This window comes from Nocardia sp. NPDC004278 (assembly GCF_053602975.1).
This window is the reverse complement of record NZ_JBSGEQ010000034.1, coordinates 1-17,451: the sequence shown is the minus strand read 5'-3', so window position 1 is coordinate 17,451 and position 17,451 is coordinate 1. Positions and strand designations below refer to the sequence as shown.

The 17,451-nt window shown below is 66.6% G+C and carries 12 protein-coding genes; 4 read left to right on the top strand and 8 right to left on the bottom strand.

What is annotated here, in order from left to right; translation table 11 throughout:
* Nucleotides 1–6 precede the first annotated feature (6 nt).
* From rsmG to ACWEO2_RS35365, 4 genes are all read left to right on the top strand, one after another.
* A complete protein-coding gene (rsmG, locus tag ACWEO2_RS35380) occupies nt 7–735 on the top strand; it encodes a 16S rRNA (guanine(527)-N(7))-methyltransferase RsmG (RefSeq protein WP_452409341.1) in 729 nt (242 codons plus the stop codon).
* Nucleotides 736–1,380: 645 nt separating this feature from the next.
* A complete protein-coding gene (locus tag ACWEO2_RS35375) occupies nt 1,381–2,334 on the top strand; it encodes a ParA family protein (RefSeq protein ID WP_452409392.1) in 954 nt (317 codons plus the stop codon).
* Nucleotides 2,335–2,399: 65 nt separating this feature from the next.
* A complete protein-coding gene (locus ACWEO2_RS35370) occupies nt 2,400–3,416 on the top strand; it encodes a ParB/RepB/Spo0J family partition protein (protein ID WP_452409340.1) in 1,017 nt (338 codons plus the stop codon).
* Between the two features lie 227 nt (nt 3,417–3,643).
* Nucleotides 3,644–4,375: a GNAT family N-acetyltransferase gene (locus ACWEO2_RS35365; RefSeq protein WP_452409391.1), complete on the top strand. Its 732-nt coding sequence runs from the start codon at nt 3,644–3,646 to the stop codon at nt 4,373–4,375.
* A 111-nt stretch (nt 4,376–4,486) separates the two neighbouring features.
* On the opposite strand, the gene ACWEO2_RS35360 is transcribed toward ACWEO2_RS35365, so the two are convergent.
* The 8 genes from ACWEO2_RS35360 to ACWEO2_RS35325 form a co-directional block, all read right to left on the bottom strand.
* Nucleotides 4,487–5,683, bottom strand: a complete 1,197-nt coding sequence (locus tag ACWEO2_RS35360; protein ID WP_354960258.1) for an N-acetylmuramoyl-L-alanine amidase — start codon at nt 5,681–5,683, stop codon at nt 4,487–4,489.
* Nucleotides 5,684–5,947: 264 nt separating this feature from the next.
* Nucleotides 5,948–6,274: a thioredoxin gene (trxA, locus tag ACWEO2_RS35355; RefSeq protein ID WP_354960257.1), complete on the bottom strand. Its 327-nt coding sequence runs from the start codon at nt 6,272–6,274 to the stop codon at nt 5,948–5,950.
* Between the two features lie 32 nt (nt 6,275–6,306).
* Nucleotides 6,307–7,293: a thioredoxin-disulfide reductase gene (trxB, locus tag ACWEO2_RS35350; RefSeq protein WP_452409339.1), complete on the bottom strand. Its 987-nt coding sequence runs from the start codon at nt 7,291–7,293 to the stop codon at nt 6,307–6,309.
* Between the two features lie 252 nt (nt 7,294–7,545).
* Entirely contained in the window at nt 7,546–8,391 is an 846-nt protein-coding gene (locus ACWEO2_RS35345; RefSeq protein WP_452409338.1) for a hypothetical protein, read from the bottom strand.
* Nucleotides 8,392–8,493: 102 nt separating this feature from the next.
* Entirely contained in the window at nt 8,494–9,078 is a 585-nt protein-coding gene (gene sigM, locus ACWEO2_RS35340) for an RNA polymerase sigma factor SigM (RefSeq protein WP_452409337.1), read from the bottom strand.
* 409 nt (nt 9,079–9,487) lie between these two features.
* Nucleotides 9,488–13,930: a lipid II flippase MurJ gene (locus ACWEO2_RS35335; protein WP_452409336.1), complete on the bottom strand. Its 4,443-nt coding sequence runs from the start codon at nt 13,928–13,930 to the stop codon at nt 9,488–9,490.
* A gap of 184 nt (nt 13,931–14,114) precedes the next feature.
* Nucleotides 14,115–16,835, bottom strand: coding sequence for a DUF6049 family protein (locus tag ACWEO2_RS35330; RefSeq protein WP_452409335.1), 2,721 nt, complete (start codon nt 16,833–16,835; stop codon nt 14,115–14,117).
* Nucleotides 16,832–17,287, bottom strand: a complete 456-nt coding sequence (locus ACWEO2_RS35325; protein ID WP_452409390.1) for an NUDIX hydrolase — start codon at nt 17,285–17,287, stop codon at nt 16,832–16,834. Before ACWEO2_RS35325 ends, ACWEO2_RS35330 begins: the two co-directional genes overlap by 4 nt.
* Nucleotides 17,288–17,451 lie beyond the last annotated feature (164 nt).

Sequence of the window (17,451 nt, the reverse complement as noted above, 5' to 3'; positions counted from 1 at the left end):
GGAAGGATGTTTCACGTGGAACGAGATCTCGGTGGAATCACCGCGTTGCCGGATGAACTGGAGCCTCCGGCTGCGGCCGCGGTGGTATTCGGCGACCGGCTGGATCTCGCGCGCCGGTACTGCGCTGCCCTCGCCTCGGCCGGAGTTGAGCGCGGGCTCATCGGCCCGCGCGAGGTGCCCCGGCTCTGGGATCGGCACATCCTCAACTGCGCGGTGGTTGGTGAGTTGATGGCCGAGGGCGCGACGGTGGTGGATATCGGCAGCGGTGCCGGGCTGCCCGGTATCCCCTTGGCGATCGCTCGTCCGGATCTTCGAATCACCTTGGTCGAGCCGCTGCTGCGCCGCACCATCTTCCTGAGTGAGTTCATCGAATCGGCCGGTCTCGATATCACCGTCGTGCGCGGGCGGGCCGAACAATCGGGCGTGATGAAGGAAGCGGGCGGCGCGGATGTGGTGACCTCCCGTGCCGTCGCCCCGCTGGCAAAGCTGGCACTGTGGTCCCTGCCGCTCCTGCGCGACCATGGACGGATGCTCGCACTGAAGGGAGTCAGCGCGGCCGAGGAACTCGAGCGTGATGGGGAGGCCTTGGCGAAGGCGGGCGCGGGGAATGCGAAGGTTCTCGAATGCGGAGTCGGACTCGTCTCCACTCCCACTCTGGTGATCAGCGCCGAGCGGCTGCCCCGGGGCGGGCGTCCCTCGCGGCGTGCGGGCAAGTCGGCGCGGAAGTCGAAGTAGCGCCATCCGATTCGAGTCGGCCGCAGTGTTTCATGTGAAACAACGCGGCCGGGTGGTCCGGATCGAGATGACGCCAAACGCCAAGCTTCACGTGACGTTTCGAACCTGGTGCCATTGTGTGGGGAAATCGATGACCCGGATTGCGCCAGCCTGATCGGGCGTGAGAGCGCCGTGCGCGCCGACGCTTCCGACGCTTGGGAGTGGACCGGCTCGGCGCGGAGAAATGCCCATGTTTCATGTGAAACAGGATCCGGGCGTCGATCCGGGACTTCATGTTTCATGTGAAACAACGATTCGGGCGCGCCAACCTTGTGTGCGACAGCGAGATTCAACACAGATTTGCGTGTCCTTTGCGTGATGCCGCGATTCAGCTTTCTAATCGCGCTCAGTGCTGGCAAGCTAGTGAGCGTCGGGCGTGAGCGTTGGTGCCACGGAGGGATGTGGGCGTCACAGCGGCGAGAGCTCCGCTCGGTCGATCGGGCGCCGCGGTCCCGATTGAGCATCATGTTCGATCCGACACAGCTATTGATGACACGGCGCCAAATTCGGTCGGGTGCACGTGATCTGAGGTTCTCGCGTTAGGAGCTGTCTATGTCGAGCGGTCCGGCGAATGTTTCACGGGAAACTACGTCGCGCGTGCCGGGGATGCTGGACTCCAGCACCTTCGATGCGGAGGCATTCGGAAGCACACCGTTCGGGCACATCTCCCCTAGCGAGACCCCGATAGCAGCCGAAGCCCAACGTGCCAGCCAAATACTGCATCCAGGAAAGGTGACAGTGCCGAAACCGCACGAGCAACGGATCATCACCATCGCGAACCAGAAGGGCGGCGTCGGTAAGACGACGACAGCGGTCAATCTTGCGGCCGCGCTGGCGCATACCGGGATGACGGTTCTCGTGATCGATCTGGACCCCCAGGGCAATGCCAGCACCGCGCTCGGTATCGAGCACCACTCGGGCGTTCCGTCGAGTTATGAACTCCTCATCGGCGAGGTGTCGGTGCGGGATGCCATCCAGCAGAGTCCGCACAGCGAGCGCCTGCTGTGCATTCCGGCCACCATCGACTTGGCTGGTGCGGAGATCGAATTGGTATCCATGGTGGCCAGGGAGGGGCGGCTCAAGGCCGCCATTCAGGAGGCCAATATTGCCGGGTACGACATCGACTACGTGATGATCGACTGCCCGCCGTCATTGGGTCTGCTCACCGTCAACGCGATGGTGGCGGCGAAGGAGGTGCTGATCCCGATCCAGTGCGAGTACTACGCGCTGGAGGGTGTCGGGCAGTTGCTCCGCAATATCGGTCTGGTGCAGGCGCATCTGAATCCCGAACTCCATGTGTCCACAGTGATTCTCACGATGTACGACGGCCGGACCAAGTTGGCCGATCAGGTCGCGGAGGAGGTGCGCGGGCACTTCGGTGATGTGGTGCTGAAGTCGGTGATCCCGCGCAGTGTGAAGGTATCCGAGGCGCCGGGCTACGGAATGACGGTGCTCGATTATGATCCAGGCTCCCGGGGCGCGATGAGCTATCTGGACGCCGGTCGTGAGATGGCCGCGCGGTCGGTGGTTCGGCCCGGTGCGGCAGAGCGGGCGCAGTGATCCAGCGGGATCACATGATTGATCGGGTCGAGTGTGGTGGCGAACAACGAAAGGGTCGGTAACCGATGACTCAGGCGAAGAAGGGCGGCTTGGGCCGCGGGCTTGCCGCATTGATTCCGACGGGGCCCGCGGCCACACCGGGTCTCGGTGCCACACCCGGGCTCGGCAGTGCCGCGGCCAATGTCGTCATCGGAGTGGATCCGATCGGGCCGCAACCGGCATCGGCATTCCTGCACCGTGTTCCCGACCCCAGCGATGAGCAGCTGTCGGATGGCGGCGCGACCTATCGTGAGATTCCACCGGAGCAGATCGAACCGAATCCGAAGCAGCCGCGCCAACACTTCGAGGAGGAGGCGCTCGCCGAACTGGTGCACTCCATCAAGGAATTCGGTCTGATGCAGCCCATCGTGGTGCGTCGGCTGGAGCCGGGGGTGGACAAGTATCAGATCGTCATGGGCGAGCGGCGTTGGCGCGCCTGCCAGGAGGTCGGGCTCGCGGCCATTCCGGCCATTGTCCGCGAGACCGCCGACGATGCGATGCTGCGTGATGCCCTCCTGGAGAACATCCATCGGGTGCAACTGAATCCACTCGAAGAGGCGGCCGCCTATCAGCAGCTGCTCGAGGAATTCGATGTCACCCATGAGGAATTGGCCACGCGAATCGGTCGATCTCGACCGGTCGTGACGAATATGATTCGTCTGTTGAAACTGCCGATCCCGGTGCAGCGCCGGGTGGCGGCCGGTGTTCTCTCCGCCGGACACGCCCGCGCACTGCTCGGCCTCGAGGCAGGCGCCGACGCCCAAGAGGTGCTCGCCGCCCGCATCGTCGCCGAGGGATTATCGGTCCGGGCCACCGAGGAAGCCGTCACCCTGGCGAACCGGGATCCGGATAAGGCCGCTCCCCCGGCGGCCCGGCGTAAGCCGATTCATATGCCGGGGCTGCAGGATGTGGCCGAGCGGTTGTCGGAGTCGTTCGACACTCGCGTCACCGTGAGCCTCGGCAAGCGGAAGGGCAAGATCGTCGTCGAATTCGGTTCGGTCGAAGACCTCGAGCGCATCGTCGGCATGATGCAGCAGCCGTAGCTCGGCACGTGACAGAAGTGGCAAAAATAGCCCTATGTTTCCGGTAGGCACGAGATCGACGTCGAAACGTCACTGTGACGGCGCAGGAAAACAGCCTCCGGACAGGCTCCTTACCAATAGCACAGCGACGTGGAGTGAGGCGGGTTCGCATTGATCGCTTATTCTTGCTGGCGAGTGAAAACAGCGTGAGTGTGGATGAATCGGACAGCTGGAGGCTGAGCAGAGCGGTGTCGACCAGCGTCACAGCACTAACCCTCGGCGGACTCGACAAGCTGCCCGCGCATGCGCGTCGTTGCGTGTTCTGGGAGATTGATCCAGCCCTCGCGGCGACGTCCCGTGAATTCAGTGATCCGGTCTTCGAGAAGGAGGCCTGGCTCTCCACCGTCATGCTGGAATGGGGTTCGTGCGGTCAGGTCGCGAACATCGACGGCAATGTCGCGGGGTGTGCGCTGTATTCGCCACCGAGCGCCGTACCGCGCGCCGCCCTCTTCCCCACCTCCCCGGTAAGCCCGGACGCGGTCCTGCTGACCACGCTGCGGGCCGAATTCCCCTACCAGGATGCCGACATAGCCAATCGGCTCATAACGGCCGTGGTGGCCGATCTGGTGCGCCGTGGTGTGCGTGCGCTGGAGGCCTTCGGGATTCGCAAGGATCCACCGACGACGGCGATGTCGGATCGTTCGCTCGGGTCGATGCGATTGATGGAACGGATCGGTTCCCCGGTCCGGGATGCGGCCTCGGCCAGTTCGGCGACCGAATGTTCGCCGGAGACCTGCATGATCGAGGCCGACTTCCTGGAGGACGTCGGCTTCGAAGTGGTGGCGCCGCACCATCGCTTCCCGCGACTGCGCTTGGAGCTCAACTCCGATCACGGCTGGAAGGAAGATGTGGAGCGGGCGCTGGACCAGCTGCTCGCGGCCGCCTCGCTGACGGTTCCTTTCCGCGTCGGAGCGACCTGAGGCTTCCCGGATACAACAGTGCGCCCCTGCTGACGGATTGTCGGCAGGGGCGCACTCGTATGTGAGCTATTGATCAGTAGACCGTAATGGATTGGATCAGAATCTAATTCACTACATGCGGTCGGCCGCGGCGAGCTCCTCGGCCAGTAGTTCGGCGAAGGTGTATGTGCCCGTTGGCTGATCGTCCTGCCCGAGCAGATAGAGCCGCTTCACCGAGATGAGGATGGCTTCGGCGATCACATCGCGCATTCGGGGATTGGTTAGCACCGAAGCGTCGTATTCATTTGTCAGATAACCGATATCGACCTGTACGGTCGGCATCTTGGTCAGCCGCAGCAGATCCCAGGTGCGTGAGTGAGTTCGGCAGTCCTGCAATGAGGTTCGCGCGACGACCTCACGCTGGATGAATCCGGCGAGCACCTGGCCGATCATCGACACCGAGCCGTGCGAGTTACCGAAGTGGAAGCTCGCGACACCATTGGCGGACTGGCTCGGATTGGTCGCGCAGCGCAGCGAGATCATCAGATCGGCGTCGAAGGCATTGGAGGTGTCGGCGCGCTCGGCGTCGGTCGGATTGGCGCCCCACGGCCGCGACAGGAAGGTTTCCATGCCGGTGGCGGCCATCCGGCCCTCCAGCCTACTGGCCAGATCCCAGAGGATCTCCGACTCGTAGACGTCGCCGTATTCGGTCGGCACCGCGAAACCCTTATCCGGGCCGCCCAGACCGGGATCGATGACGATCCGCTTACCGGTCAGCTGCGGACCGGCCCGGTGCACAACCTCCTCCTCGGCGATCCGGTGCGGATTGCCGCCGGTGACGCGTGCGCCGAGCAGTTCGAGCGAACGTAGCGTGTCCGGGCCGCAGATACCGTCCGCGGCCAGGCCGATCTCCCGCTGGAATGCGGTGAGGGCGTCATGGGTGTGCGGACCGAAGTAGCCGTCGACCCGGTGCACATAGAAGCCGAGGTCCTGCAGCCTGCGCTGCAGGGTTGCCACATCGTCGCCGTAGAGCGGCGCGGAGAGCTGGTAGATCAGCGTGCGGGCACCCAGTCGGTAGGAGGCTTCCTTGAGCGCCCGGTACGTGGCCGGTCCGACGACGCCGTCGACCAACAGTCCGCGGTGCTGTTGGAAGGCGCGAACCGCCGAGTCGAGCTGGCGATCGAACGAGGCGTCGATGTCCTTCCAGTACTCTCGCGCATCAGTGTGAACGGTTGCGGCGGAGTGCGTATGCAGGAACCCGAGACTTGCCAGGGTGCTCCGAACCTCGGCGACGGCTGGACCGGTATCGCCGTGACGAAGTCGGTGCATGCGTGAGAGCCCTTTCCTTCCGTCAACCCGGGTACCCACTCATGCGATGGCTACACACCTTCGCACGACCGGAGGTCGGTCGATTGTCTCAGACCCGGACCGGAATTCAGCAATTCCCGGCGTCCAGGCATCCTACGGCGCGTCGTTGAATGACGGCGTTGTTTGGACGTGTCCGTGTTCAATCTGCGGCAATCGCGGGGGCCCTTCGTGGTTACGCAGGCTACCGCCTCCGGGCCCGTCGCTCATGCCGCGGGTTATGAAACGTCAGATAATGCCGTCGAGTTCACGCAAAAGGGCGGCTTTGCCCTTTGCTCCGACGATTTGCTTGACCGGCTTACCACCGGAAAACAGCATCATAGTGGGCAGCGAAAGGATCTTGTAATCGCGGGCGGTATCCGGATTGGCGTCCACGTCCAGCTTGGCCACGGTGAGCTTGTCCGCGTGCGCGCCCGCGATCTCCTCCAGTACCGGGGCGACCATCTTGCACGGACCGCACCAGTCCGCCCAGAAGTCGACGAGGACAGGCTTCTCGCTGAGCAGCACGTCATCGGCGAAGGACGCGTCGGTCACGGTGACCGTGTTCTCGGACATGGATATCTCCTTGTAGTGCAGAAGTGATGAGATCAGTTGGCGGGCAGGGCAACTGGGTTGCCGGCGTGATCCAGGGTGTTCGCGGTGATATCACCCTGTTCGGCCAGCCAGCGCTCGGCGTCGATCGCGGCGCGGCAGCCGGTGCCCGCGGCGGTGATGGCCTGGCGGTAGGTGTGGTCGACCAGATCGCCCGCGGCGAAGACGCCGGGCACCTTCGTGGCCGTCGACGGGTGCTCCACCTGCACGTAGCCCTCGTCGTCCAGCTCCACCTGGCCCTCTACCAGCTCGCTGCGTGGGTCGTGACCGATGGCCACGAACAGGCCGGTCGCGGCGAGTTCGGAGGTTTCGCCGGTGCGCGTGTCGCGCAGTGTCAGGCTCGTCACGCTGGAATCGCCGTTCACCTCGGCAACCTCGGCATTGAGTACGAACTTGATCTTCTCGTTGGCCTTGGCGCGCTCCAGCATGATGCGCGAGGCACGGAATTCCTCCCGGCGGTGCACGATGGTCACACTGCTGGCGAACTTGGTGAGGAAGGTCGCCTCCTCCATCGCGGAGTCGCCGCCGCCGACCACCACGATGTCCTGGCCCTTGAAGAAGAAGCCGTCACAGGTGGCACAGGCGCTGACGCCGCGGCCGAGCAGCTTCTGCTCACCGGGGACGTTCAGGTAGCGGGCGGCCGAGCCCATGGCGAGGATCACGGCGTAGGCCTGGTAGGTCTCATCGCCGACGGTGACCGTCTTGATCGGGCCGCTCAGGTCGATGGCGTCCACATCCTCGGTGCGGATATCGGCGCCGAACCGCTTGGCCTGCTCGCGCATCTCCTCCATCAGGTCCGGGCCCATGATGCCCTCGCGGAAGCCGGGGAAGTTCTCGACCTCGGTGGTTGTCATCAGCGCGCCGCCGAACTGGGTGCCCTCGAAAAGCAGGGGCTGGAGTTCGGCACGGGCGGCGTAGACGGCGGCCGTGTAACCGGCGGGTCCGGAGCCGACAATGATCAAGTCGCGAACTGCGGTGCTCATGTGACCCTTCCGAGGGAGACTGCATTAGACGTGTCGGTCAACAACAGGGTAAACGGTGTTGTTCCCGCGGTTGCGCCCGCTTCCGGCGGCCGGACAGTGGGCTATGACACGTGACGACTGGTTTTGGATGTACATGGGAACTCCCGGGGCACGTCCAGCGCTGAACCCATCCTTCGACCGCCGGTCGACAACGCAATTGTCGTGGCATTCACCATGCCGCCGAAGGTTCGGGGAGGCAGCGAAGCCCACTCGCTAACCGATATCGGTGCGTGCCAACTGCTGGGGATCATCGGTGCCGCAACCGATTCCGACGACCAGTGCGGTGATCTTGTGTGGGCGTGGGCCGGTCAGCAGGATCAGGACGGCGTCCTTGCCCTGGAAGGTGGTATTGGTCGAGCCGAGTACGGTGCGGTCGAGACCATTGGCGTGTACGCAGCGATTCAGCGCCGCCGGGGTGCCGAGCGCGCCGGTGACATCGTTGCGGCCGAGTGCGCTGAGCGCGACGGTGGCGTCGAATTGGTCACCGAGTTCGACATTGCCGGTGGTCGGCTGTGCGGTGGGGGTGACCTCGGGTCCGCGCATGGTCGCCACCACCACGGCGGCGCAGGTCGCGGCCGCGATGACGGCCGCGGCGGCGAGCCAGCGGAGTCGGCGCGGGCGACGGTCCGCGAGCGGGATCGGTGCGGTGGAGGTTTCCGTGGGTGAGTCGAAGGTCGGGGGTGCCTCGGAAACCGTTGCGTTGTCGGAGGATTCGGGCCACCCGGTGGCTAACGTTTCGGGCCATGTGGCGGCCGCGGGCAGTTGGTGGATGGTCGCGACCCGCTCGGTGGGCTCCTCGGCCGGGTCGAGGCCGTCGACGAACTCTTCCAGCCGGGCCGCGATATCGGCGGGCATCGGGTGGACGATGCGCTCATCGCGGCCGAGGGTGCGCAATTCGGCGCTGACGTCGTCGAGCGAACTCAGGAAGCGCAAGGCCTCCGGATCGCTGCGGACCGCGGCCCAGAGCTGTTCGCTGAGTTCCGGCGCGACATTGTCGGCGTGTAGGTCGGCGAGCAGTTCCGGCGAGAACGGAGGCTGCGGAACGGATCGCGTCGCCATCGCACCTCCATGGTCCTCGAGTCGATATTGTGGGAGCCCGCACAGCGCGGGCACAGCATGTACATCGTCTGGTTGTCCGTCACTATTAATGACGCAGCTCAGCTACTTCCGGTTCCCCGGATCACGCAGAAATTCCAAGCGTTCTTGCAGCCGCTGCCGACCGCGCGCGCATCGGCTCTTGATCGTGCCCTCGGGGACCCCCAGCAGCGTCGCCGTCTCGGCGACACTACGCCCCTCCAGTTCGACCGCGACGAGCGCGGCTCGCTGATCCTCGGGCAGCGTGAACAGGGCGCGGTCGATGACCAGCGACATCTCCAGCTCGGCGATATCGTCCCTGGTGTCCTTCGGTTCCGGCATGGTCTCCGCCGACAGCGATACCGCTCGGCGGATCTTATTGCGCCGGATCCGGTCCAGGCAGGCGTTCACCACGATGGCGTGCAGCCAACTGCGCACCTCGGCCTCGGCGCGAAAGGAGGCGGCGGTGCGGTGCGCGGACAGCAGGGCGTCCTGCAGCGAATCGGCGGCGTCCTCGCGTGTGTAGGAGGTGCGCAGCGCGGTCTGCCAGAGGTGGTCGTTATGGCGGCGCAGGAGTTCGGCGAAGGCATGCCGCTGGCCACGCACATGGGCTTGCAGCAGTTCGGCGTCGGTGAGCTCTTCCGGGACGAACGAACGTTCACGAAACACCACAGGCCGCGCCTTCCCCCCGTGGGAATCGTCGTTCAGTTCGGACGGCAAAACCAACCCCTTGGACAGCTCTCGCTGCGACGACGGACGCGATCGACCATCATCGAGATTTCGCAGCATCCAGGATCGAACAACCAGAACCCGGGAAGCTCCCCTGCTGAGAGCGCGGGATGATCATATCCTCAGTAACGAAATGGCAGCAACCAGAGCAGTCGGGTTGGGGGGTGCACGCCGAGTCGGTGCGATATGCCCGGGGGATCGACACCGGCGGGCGAATGCGGGAGCGCGACAACTGGTTTCGCGAGAACGTAGGTAACTCGTCGGGTACGCCCAAAGCACAACGGCACTCGACGGAGGACCTGAACGCGGGTCTAGCGGATCTTACTGTCCAGTCTGAATATGCGGAGAGCGGTCAAGCTGCGGCGTCGAAGCGGATTTCGGCGATCGAGGTCTGGAACTGGCCACCGGAGTTGCCAAGTCCGGTGATCCACACGAGCACGTAGCGCGCCGCCTGATCGGCGTGGACCGGGATCTCGGTGATGCCGTTCTCTAGTCGTGCCGAGCCGATCAACTGGGTCTGGTCCAGGGTCGGCGATGCCGTCGGCGAGGTGCGGATCTCGACCGAGGTGCCCACACTCGGCGAATCGATCGAGACATTGGTCAGCTTGGCCGGACTCGGCAGTGTGGCCAGCAGCCCGACGCCCTTCTTGAGCGCCGGGAACTGCTGGAAGTACTGATCGGTGCGCCAGACGGTGCCCGAATCGTGATCGAGCACCGCCCCCGTACCGCCGACATTGTCCGGCGTGCCCTCCGGGGAGAAGACCGTCACACCGGTCACCGGAACCGGCACCCCGCCCGTGGGCGTACCCGCGGTGCCGCCGGTCGTCGGTGCGGGTCCGGGTGAGCTGTTCGTGGTGAGACCGATATTGCGCTGCTCGTTCAGCGGCGCGTCCGAGGCACCCGGTGCAAAGACACTCACCATCCACCAGATGATGATGCCGACGACCAGCGCGGCCAGGATGCCGAGCCCGACCATGATCCACATCATCCGCTGCGAGCGTTCCCGTTCCGCCGCAAGCAATTCCGGATCGGCGAGCGATTCCTCGACGCCGCTCTGCGGACGCTGACCGAGACGCAGCACCGGGATGAAGTCGGTCTTCTGATCGACCACCGACGCCTGTTCGAGCACGTGCTGCACGGTCGCCGCGGTGCGCACACCCTTATTCGATTCCAGCGAGCGCACCGCGACCGCCGAAATCTCGAACGGCACCTCGGGTCTGATCTGCCGCGGCTCGACGGGAGTTCCGTCCGAGCCGAAATCGGCCAGCCGCAAGCCGCCGACCGTCGCGGCGGTACCGGTCATACCGCCAGCGCGGATCGGCCAGCGCGCGGTCATCAGCGCGTAGAGCATGGCGCCGAGGCCGCGCACATCGGACTGCGCGTCGGAATCGGACAGGGTGCCGGGGAATGCGAGCACCGCATCACCGGTCGCGCTGATCCGGACCCGATCCGGATGGTCGATGGACAGCGAACCACCGCCGCGGTGCGCCAGCTCGGCGGCCGAGGCCAGTGCCCGGATGGCTCTGGCGGCACCGATCGGCGACGGCACCGTCTCTGCCATTTCGCGCAGTGACCGGCCCGGCGTCCACTCGGCCACCACGATGCCGCCGGAGCTGCCGCGCACCACATCCAGTACGCGGGCCAGACCCGGCGAGTTGATCCGGCCCAGGCGCAGCGTGCGCGACAGGATGGCCTGCGGACCGTCGTGGCCGGAGTTGTCGGTGGCCTTCTGATCGGCGTCGACGAAGGTGAGCGCGACCTCGCGGTCGAGCTTGATATCGAGCGCCTGCCAGAATTTGAGCCCACGAGAACCGCCGTGACTGGCCAGCAGCCGGTAGCGGCCGCCCGCGACCGATGCGCCCGGAATCAGCTTGGGGCCGCGCGGTGTACGTCGACCGGCCGGATCGCCGCCCATCGGCGGCAGCTGCGGCGGGATCGGGATCATTCCGGTGTCGTACATCGGATCGCGCTGCGGCGCCTCCCGCGGTTGCTCACCGGATCCGGACCCCGAATCGTGCCCCAGCGGACCCTCGGCCGCCTGGTTCGCGTATTCGGGATCGGAGGCCTCCCCGGTGGACGGAACATCTGTGGAGAGCCCGCCTGCCTTGGTCGCAGCGGATTCGGCGGCTGGGACGCCGCCCAGCGCCGCGTCGTCGCTCACCCTCGTTCCTCCTTCGCCCTGAGATGTCGAAGTTCCGGCGAACTCGTCACTTGTGCTTCTCTGCCGAACAGGGTACGGGAACTCACCCATACCGGTGCTGTCAACGGTGTGAGCTCTGATCACGGGCAGCACCATGGTCTGGGCATCCATGTACGGGTCGAAGCCCGGGTATGTCACATACGGCTCAGGCCGCCGGAACACCTGCGTCGCGTATTCGTCCTCGACCGGACCCTCGAGGTCGAGATCCGGTGCGGGTGGGGTGAACCCGAGGCGCCGCGAGATGGCCACGGTGATCGCGACGATCTCTGGAATACCAGCGAGTCGCATCAGCCCGAACGCGACCGCGAACATGACGATCGCCGATATCGTCACCCGGATCAGCGAACCCGGTCCGCCGGAGAGCCGGTCCAGCCCGAGCACCTTGTCCACGATGAGCATGACCGCGCCGCCCGCGACCGAGGCGAGCAGGACGCGGGTCACCGTGCGTCCGACATTGACCATGCGCAGATCGCCGAGACTCTGGTGCAGCAGATAGCCGCCGATGATGGCACCGGCCAGGAAGCCGAGACCGGTCGCGACACCGAGGATGATCACGACCTGGTCGCTGCTGCTCGCGAGGAACGGTGCCAGCACCGAGAACAGGATCTTGATCGTGGTGATGCCGAGGATGATCCAGGTCGGGGTCCAGGCCTGCTCCCTGGCGTAGAAGACGCGCAGGTGGATCAGCACCAGCGAGTACGGAATGAGCGCGAAGGCCGACCAGCTCACCGCCTCACCGAGACGTTCGGCGTCACCGGAGAAGCGGGCGTAGCCGAACAGCGCCTCGCCGACCTGTGGTCCGGCGAGTGTCAGGAAGGTGACCACCGGAACCAGGGCGATCATCGTCAACCGGGTCGCGACGGACAGATCGTCCACCACGGCCGGGGTGTCGTCGGCGGCCGCATTGCGGCTCAGCCGCGGCATGATCGCGGTCAGCAGCGTGACACCGAGTACGCCGTACGGCAATTGGAGCAGCGCCCAGGCGTTGGTATAGATCGCCGGTCCGGCCGCATCGGCCGCCGAGGCGATGTGGTTCGAGACGATCAGACCCACCTGGCTGATCACCACGTACACGATGATGGCCGAGCCCATCTTGCCGAACTGCCTGAGTCGCGCGTCGATGCCCCACAGCGGGCGCAGATCGATATTGTTGCGCCGGATCGCGGGCAGCAGGCTCAGCGCCTGGGTGGCGACGCCGAGGGTGATGCCGCCACCGAGGACCAGCAGTTTCGGATCACTCATCCGGACCGGATCCAGGGTGATCTCACCCGGTGTCAGGGCGTAGAGGGCCAGTACGACCAGCACGACGACGTTATTGAGCACGGGTGCCCAGGCGCCCGGTTTGAAGTTCTGCCGGGTATTCAGGATCGCCGTGAACAGCGCCGACATGCCATAGAAGAGGATGGCGGGTACCAGCAGATAGGTCAGCGCCGTCGTCAGCTCGGTATTGACCTTGCCATCGGAAGAGACGAATACCCGGGTCGCCAGCACCGGCGTTGCCGCGGCGGCGAACAGCGTGGCGGCGGCGAGTACCGCGAAGGCGGCGGTCACCAGCCTGCGGACGAAGGCGGCGCCGCCATCGTCGTCCTCTTGTTCGGCGCGTACCAGCGTCGGCACCACCATCGCGGTGAGCACCGCACCGAGCACGAGCTCGGTGATCATATTCGGGATCAGGTTGGCCGAGGTGTAGGCACTGGCGATGGCCGGGCCGAGCGCGGTCAGCAGCAGCAGCTGTTTGCCGAATCCGGTGACCCGGCTGATCAGGGTCGCGATCGCGATCGAACCGGAGTCGCGCAGCAGTCGCGAACTAGCGCTCTGCTTGGTTTCGGTGGCGACCTGCTGCGCGGCGGGTTCGGCGGGCCATTCCTGGGTGCGCGGGCGGCTGCCCGGCTCCCGGGGCGGGCGCTGTTGTTCCACCGGTGGCTGCCGATCGACATGCGGTCGTTCGATCGGTGGCTGCCGCGTCACTGCGGGCTGCGGCGGCGGTGTCTGATAGCTCGGCCGCGGCGCCTGATAGTTCGGCGGCGGCGCGAAACGCTGGGGTGGCACCCGCGGCGGCTGCCCCTGCGGTCCGGGGACCGGCTGGCCGGGCGGCATCGGGCGCGGCCGAGCCGGGCCGGGTGGTGGTCCGGCCGGGTATTGGCGCTGGCCCGGATGCGATTGCTGGCCCGGATGTGGCCGGGGGTCGGGATATTGCTGGGCGTCCGGGTGCTGCTGGGGCCGCGGCCGCTGCGGCGGCGCCGGTTGGCGGGGCAGTGCGCCCGACGGCGGCGCCATCGGTCCGGTGGGCGGCGGCGCGGGTTGGCGGGGCAGTGCGCCCGACGGCGGCGCCATCGGTCCGGTGGGCGGCTGGACGACGCGCGGTCCCGGGCGGGCCGGTGGCACCGGACGCGGCGGTTGGCCGGGGCGGCTCACCTGGGGGACGCGCGGTGCATCGCCGTAGTGGTCATCGGGAGTCATATCCGCGTCCTCCGGTTCTTCCGGTGACTGCGCCAGGCGCCGCTCCCAGGGTGCCGCGGGCGCCCGGCGGGCCTGGGGTCCGTCGGGCCGATCAACAGGTCGTTGCCGATGAGCGGATAGATCATCGTCGCTCATCGTGCCTCCTGCGCCATGCTGTCCCCCCACCACCTGGCCGATGGCGTCCAGGGTGTTACGCGATTGTCCTCCACGATGCCATGACAGGTGCGGGGTCGGTACCGATCAGGGGCGGCCGACTGATTGCGGGTCGGTCGAACGGACTCAGCGACGACAGCCGAGCACAAGCGAGGTGTCGTCGTCCTCATCTCGCCTCCTGCTGCTCCTGCTGCCGTAGTACGCGCTGGCGCGCTCGCCGATACCTGTTCACCCGGCGCCGGGTGCCGGGATCGAATCCTTCGTCGGCCGGATCCGGCTGTCCGCGGAACCGGCGCCACAACCGGCGCCCGGCCAACAGGAACAGCAGTATTCCGGCACACGCCGTAATTATCGCCAAGGTCTGACCGTAGGCGTTCGAACGCACCGAGACCGAGGTGGGATTGCCGAGTGCGACACCGTCGGGCGTGGTAAGGGAGATCGGAATGACCAGGTTACGGCTATCGCTGACCTCGGTCGGAATCTGGAACGACCGGCTCCCGGTGGGCGGCAGTGTTTCCTCGCCGGGATCGGTGATCTTCGTCTCCGTCGGCGCCTCGATCCGGAACCTGATCCGAATCGCAACCGGCAGCTCGTTGCGCGCGACCAATAGCAATGGGCTCTGTTCGGAGGCCAGCGTGTACACCCCGCCGGGCGGCAACACCGTGACCGAACCATAGAGCCGGTCCATCGTGCGCGTCGTCTGGTCGAGGCGGCGCTGGGCATAGGTGTCCGGCTGCGCCGAATCGCCGGTGCGGCGGTCCGAGAGCGTCAGTACGCGCAGTAGGTCGTCGCGCAGCGGGGTCAGGAATTGGCGCGGCGTCGGCTCGTTCTCGGGCACCTCGACGAGTGCGCGCATGAGTTCGGTGATCCGGCGACCCTGGTCGCGGACCGCGGGTACCAAGCGATCCGGGACGGCGTCGTGGGCGGCCTGCGGCAGATAGTCGGGTTCGTGCGGCTGCGCGTCGGGCGGCTCGGCGACCAACTCGGCGAGCGTGCGCGGGGTGGCGAGATTGTTGCGCAGCAGCAGCTCGACCTGTTTGAGGATGGCAGTGGCCTCTTCCCGGTTCGCGCCCCACTGCTGCGGTGGCACCAGCAATAGCGAACGCGGGCGGTTCGGCTCCGGGTTCAGCGCGGTCCAGGTGATGGCGCCCAATGCGTCCTGCAGCCGGGCCATCCGAGAGTCGTTGGTGACGTCATAGCGCACCCGGGACGGGGTGAACGACGGTGTCGGCGGGTTGGAGCCGACCGCGGCGAGGGCGGTCGCGGACCAGATGTCGAAGGTCGCCGCGTGCAAGGCCGGATCGGCGGGCGGGGTCGCCGGAAGGGCCGCGGCACCGGCGGGCGGCGTGCTCGAAGTGGTTGCGCTGGGCGCGGATGTGCCGGTAGCGGATGTGCTGGGCGTCGCGCTCGGCTGCGGCTCCGGTGGCGCCTCCGCCGTACCGTTCGGCGGGACCGGCACCGGGGCGATTTCGGCGAGGCGCACCACATCGGGCGTGTTCGTCTCCGGCAGCGCCGGACTTGTGGTGTAGGTCTGGTTGGCGGTGCTCTGATTGCCGTTGATACGTCCGGTGGTCGCCGGCTGTTGCGACGCCGCGGTGGTACCGGCCGTGCCGAGCGGGACGGCGGCGGTGTCGGCCAGTACCGCGGTTCCGAAACCGTGGCTGCGCAACAACATTCCCGCGCTGCCATCGATCGAGCCGGAATCGGGCACGCTCACCCCGCGCACCGATTTGGTGGCCAGGATCGAGTCGACGATATCGGCGGGTGCGTCCAGCGCGCGGGCGGACAGGTCGGGATCGTTGACCGCGGCCAGTGCCGTCACATCGACCTGCGCGAACGGCAGTGCGACCGTGCAGACCGAGGCCGCAACAGCGCGCAGCCGGTCCAGCCAGGTCTGGGCCTGATCGGCACCGGAGCCCGCCCTGGTCGCGCCGTCCGGATCGGACGGGCTGGCCAGCACGCGATAGCCCTTGGTCATGGCCTGTGCGGTGATCAGCAGATCGGGATCGACCGCGACGCAGACCGCCGAGGTCAGCGTCCGATCGCGGGTGGCCGGATTGGTGCCGAGTACCGATTCCAATGCGCCGAGCAACTGGTCGAGGCGCCCGCCCTTGCCCAGGGATGCGGCCAATTCGTCATCGGTTAGCTCGGCCTTCCCATTGACCGAGCCGGGGACGCCCGCCACCAGTCGCGGACGATCGGCAAGCGGCCACAGCAGCGTCGTCGCGACCGGCGCATCGGGCGCCGGCTGGGCCGTGGCAGCGGAGGCGTCGGCCGCTGGCGGGACGCCGAGTACCGGGAGCAGGAACCGGGCGTCGTCGAGGCGGGCCTGTGTGCCGTACGCCGGTTCCCCGTTGACGTTCAGCAGCAGCGGATAGACGCCGGGCTTGGTGATGTCGAGGGCGGCGGAGCTGGCGGAGCGCAGTGCGATGCTGATCGTGAACTGTTTGCGCTGCCCGGGACTCAAACGTTCGGCAATGTCCTCGAACGGGCCGGTCACGTCGTAGTTGACCTGGTCGAGCCGCAGTGTCGAGCGCAGCGCGCTCGGTGTCGCGACCGCGGCGGCGCGTTGGATGCGGACGCTGATGTCCTCGACCACCCGATCGCCGATATTGGTCACGGTGCCCGCGACCGTGAGGGTGGGGTCGCTGGTCGTGGTCACCGCGGACGGATTCACCGAATCCAGGGTCAGCTTCAGGAATTTCGGTGACGACGAACTATTCGGCGTCGTCGGCTGAGCGGTGGCGTGCTGGGCGATCAGCACCGGTAGCGCCGTCGCCGAGCCGAGAATGGTCAGGACCGCCACGATGATCCGGAACAGGCCCACCCGTCGCCCGGCCACCACCCCCAACGGAATCGCTGCGCGATGCCGAAAAGTCTGGGTCATCGCTTGCCGGTCTCCATCCGGTCGATCATCCGGTTCGCCACTTCGGCGAGGCGCCGCTCATCGGCGTAGGCCAGCCGAGAATCCAGTTCGCTCAATGGAACCCATGCGACCTGTGTGACCTCGACATCGGCGTCGGAGAGTTCACCACCGATGGAGCGCAGCAGATAATGATGCACGGTCTTGTGTACCCGGCGACCCTCGGTGACGAACCAGTAATCGATGCTGCCGAGTTCGGCGACCACGATTCCGTTGATTCCGGTCTCCTCGGCGACCTCGCGGATCGCGGTCTGCTCGGGCGTCTCCCCCTCTTCGATGTGTCCCTTGGGCAGCGACCACAGCAGTCTGCCACGCCGATCGGTGCGCCCGATCAGCGCCGCACTGCGATTCTCGCTGGGCCCGTCCAACCCGTCGACGACAAGTCCACCCGCCGAGGTTTCCCGTACCGTGCGCATGCGCGGTTTCGCCGCGTTGGCGGCCGAACCGCGGCGCCGGGGCTGGCGGCGTCGACTGTTCGCGCCGTGGACGTCCCAGATCCCCGGTGCGATACAGCCTCGCCCCACCCGCACTGGATGCCGACCCGAACGGATCGGCGATGAACCGCGCGGCGGTGTGGCCG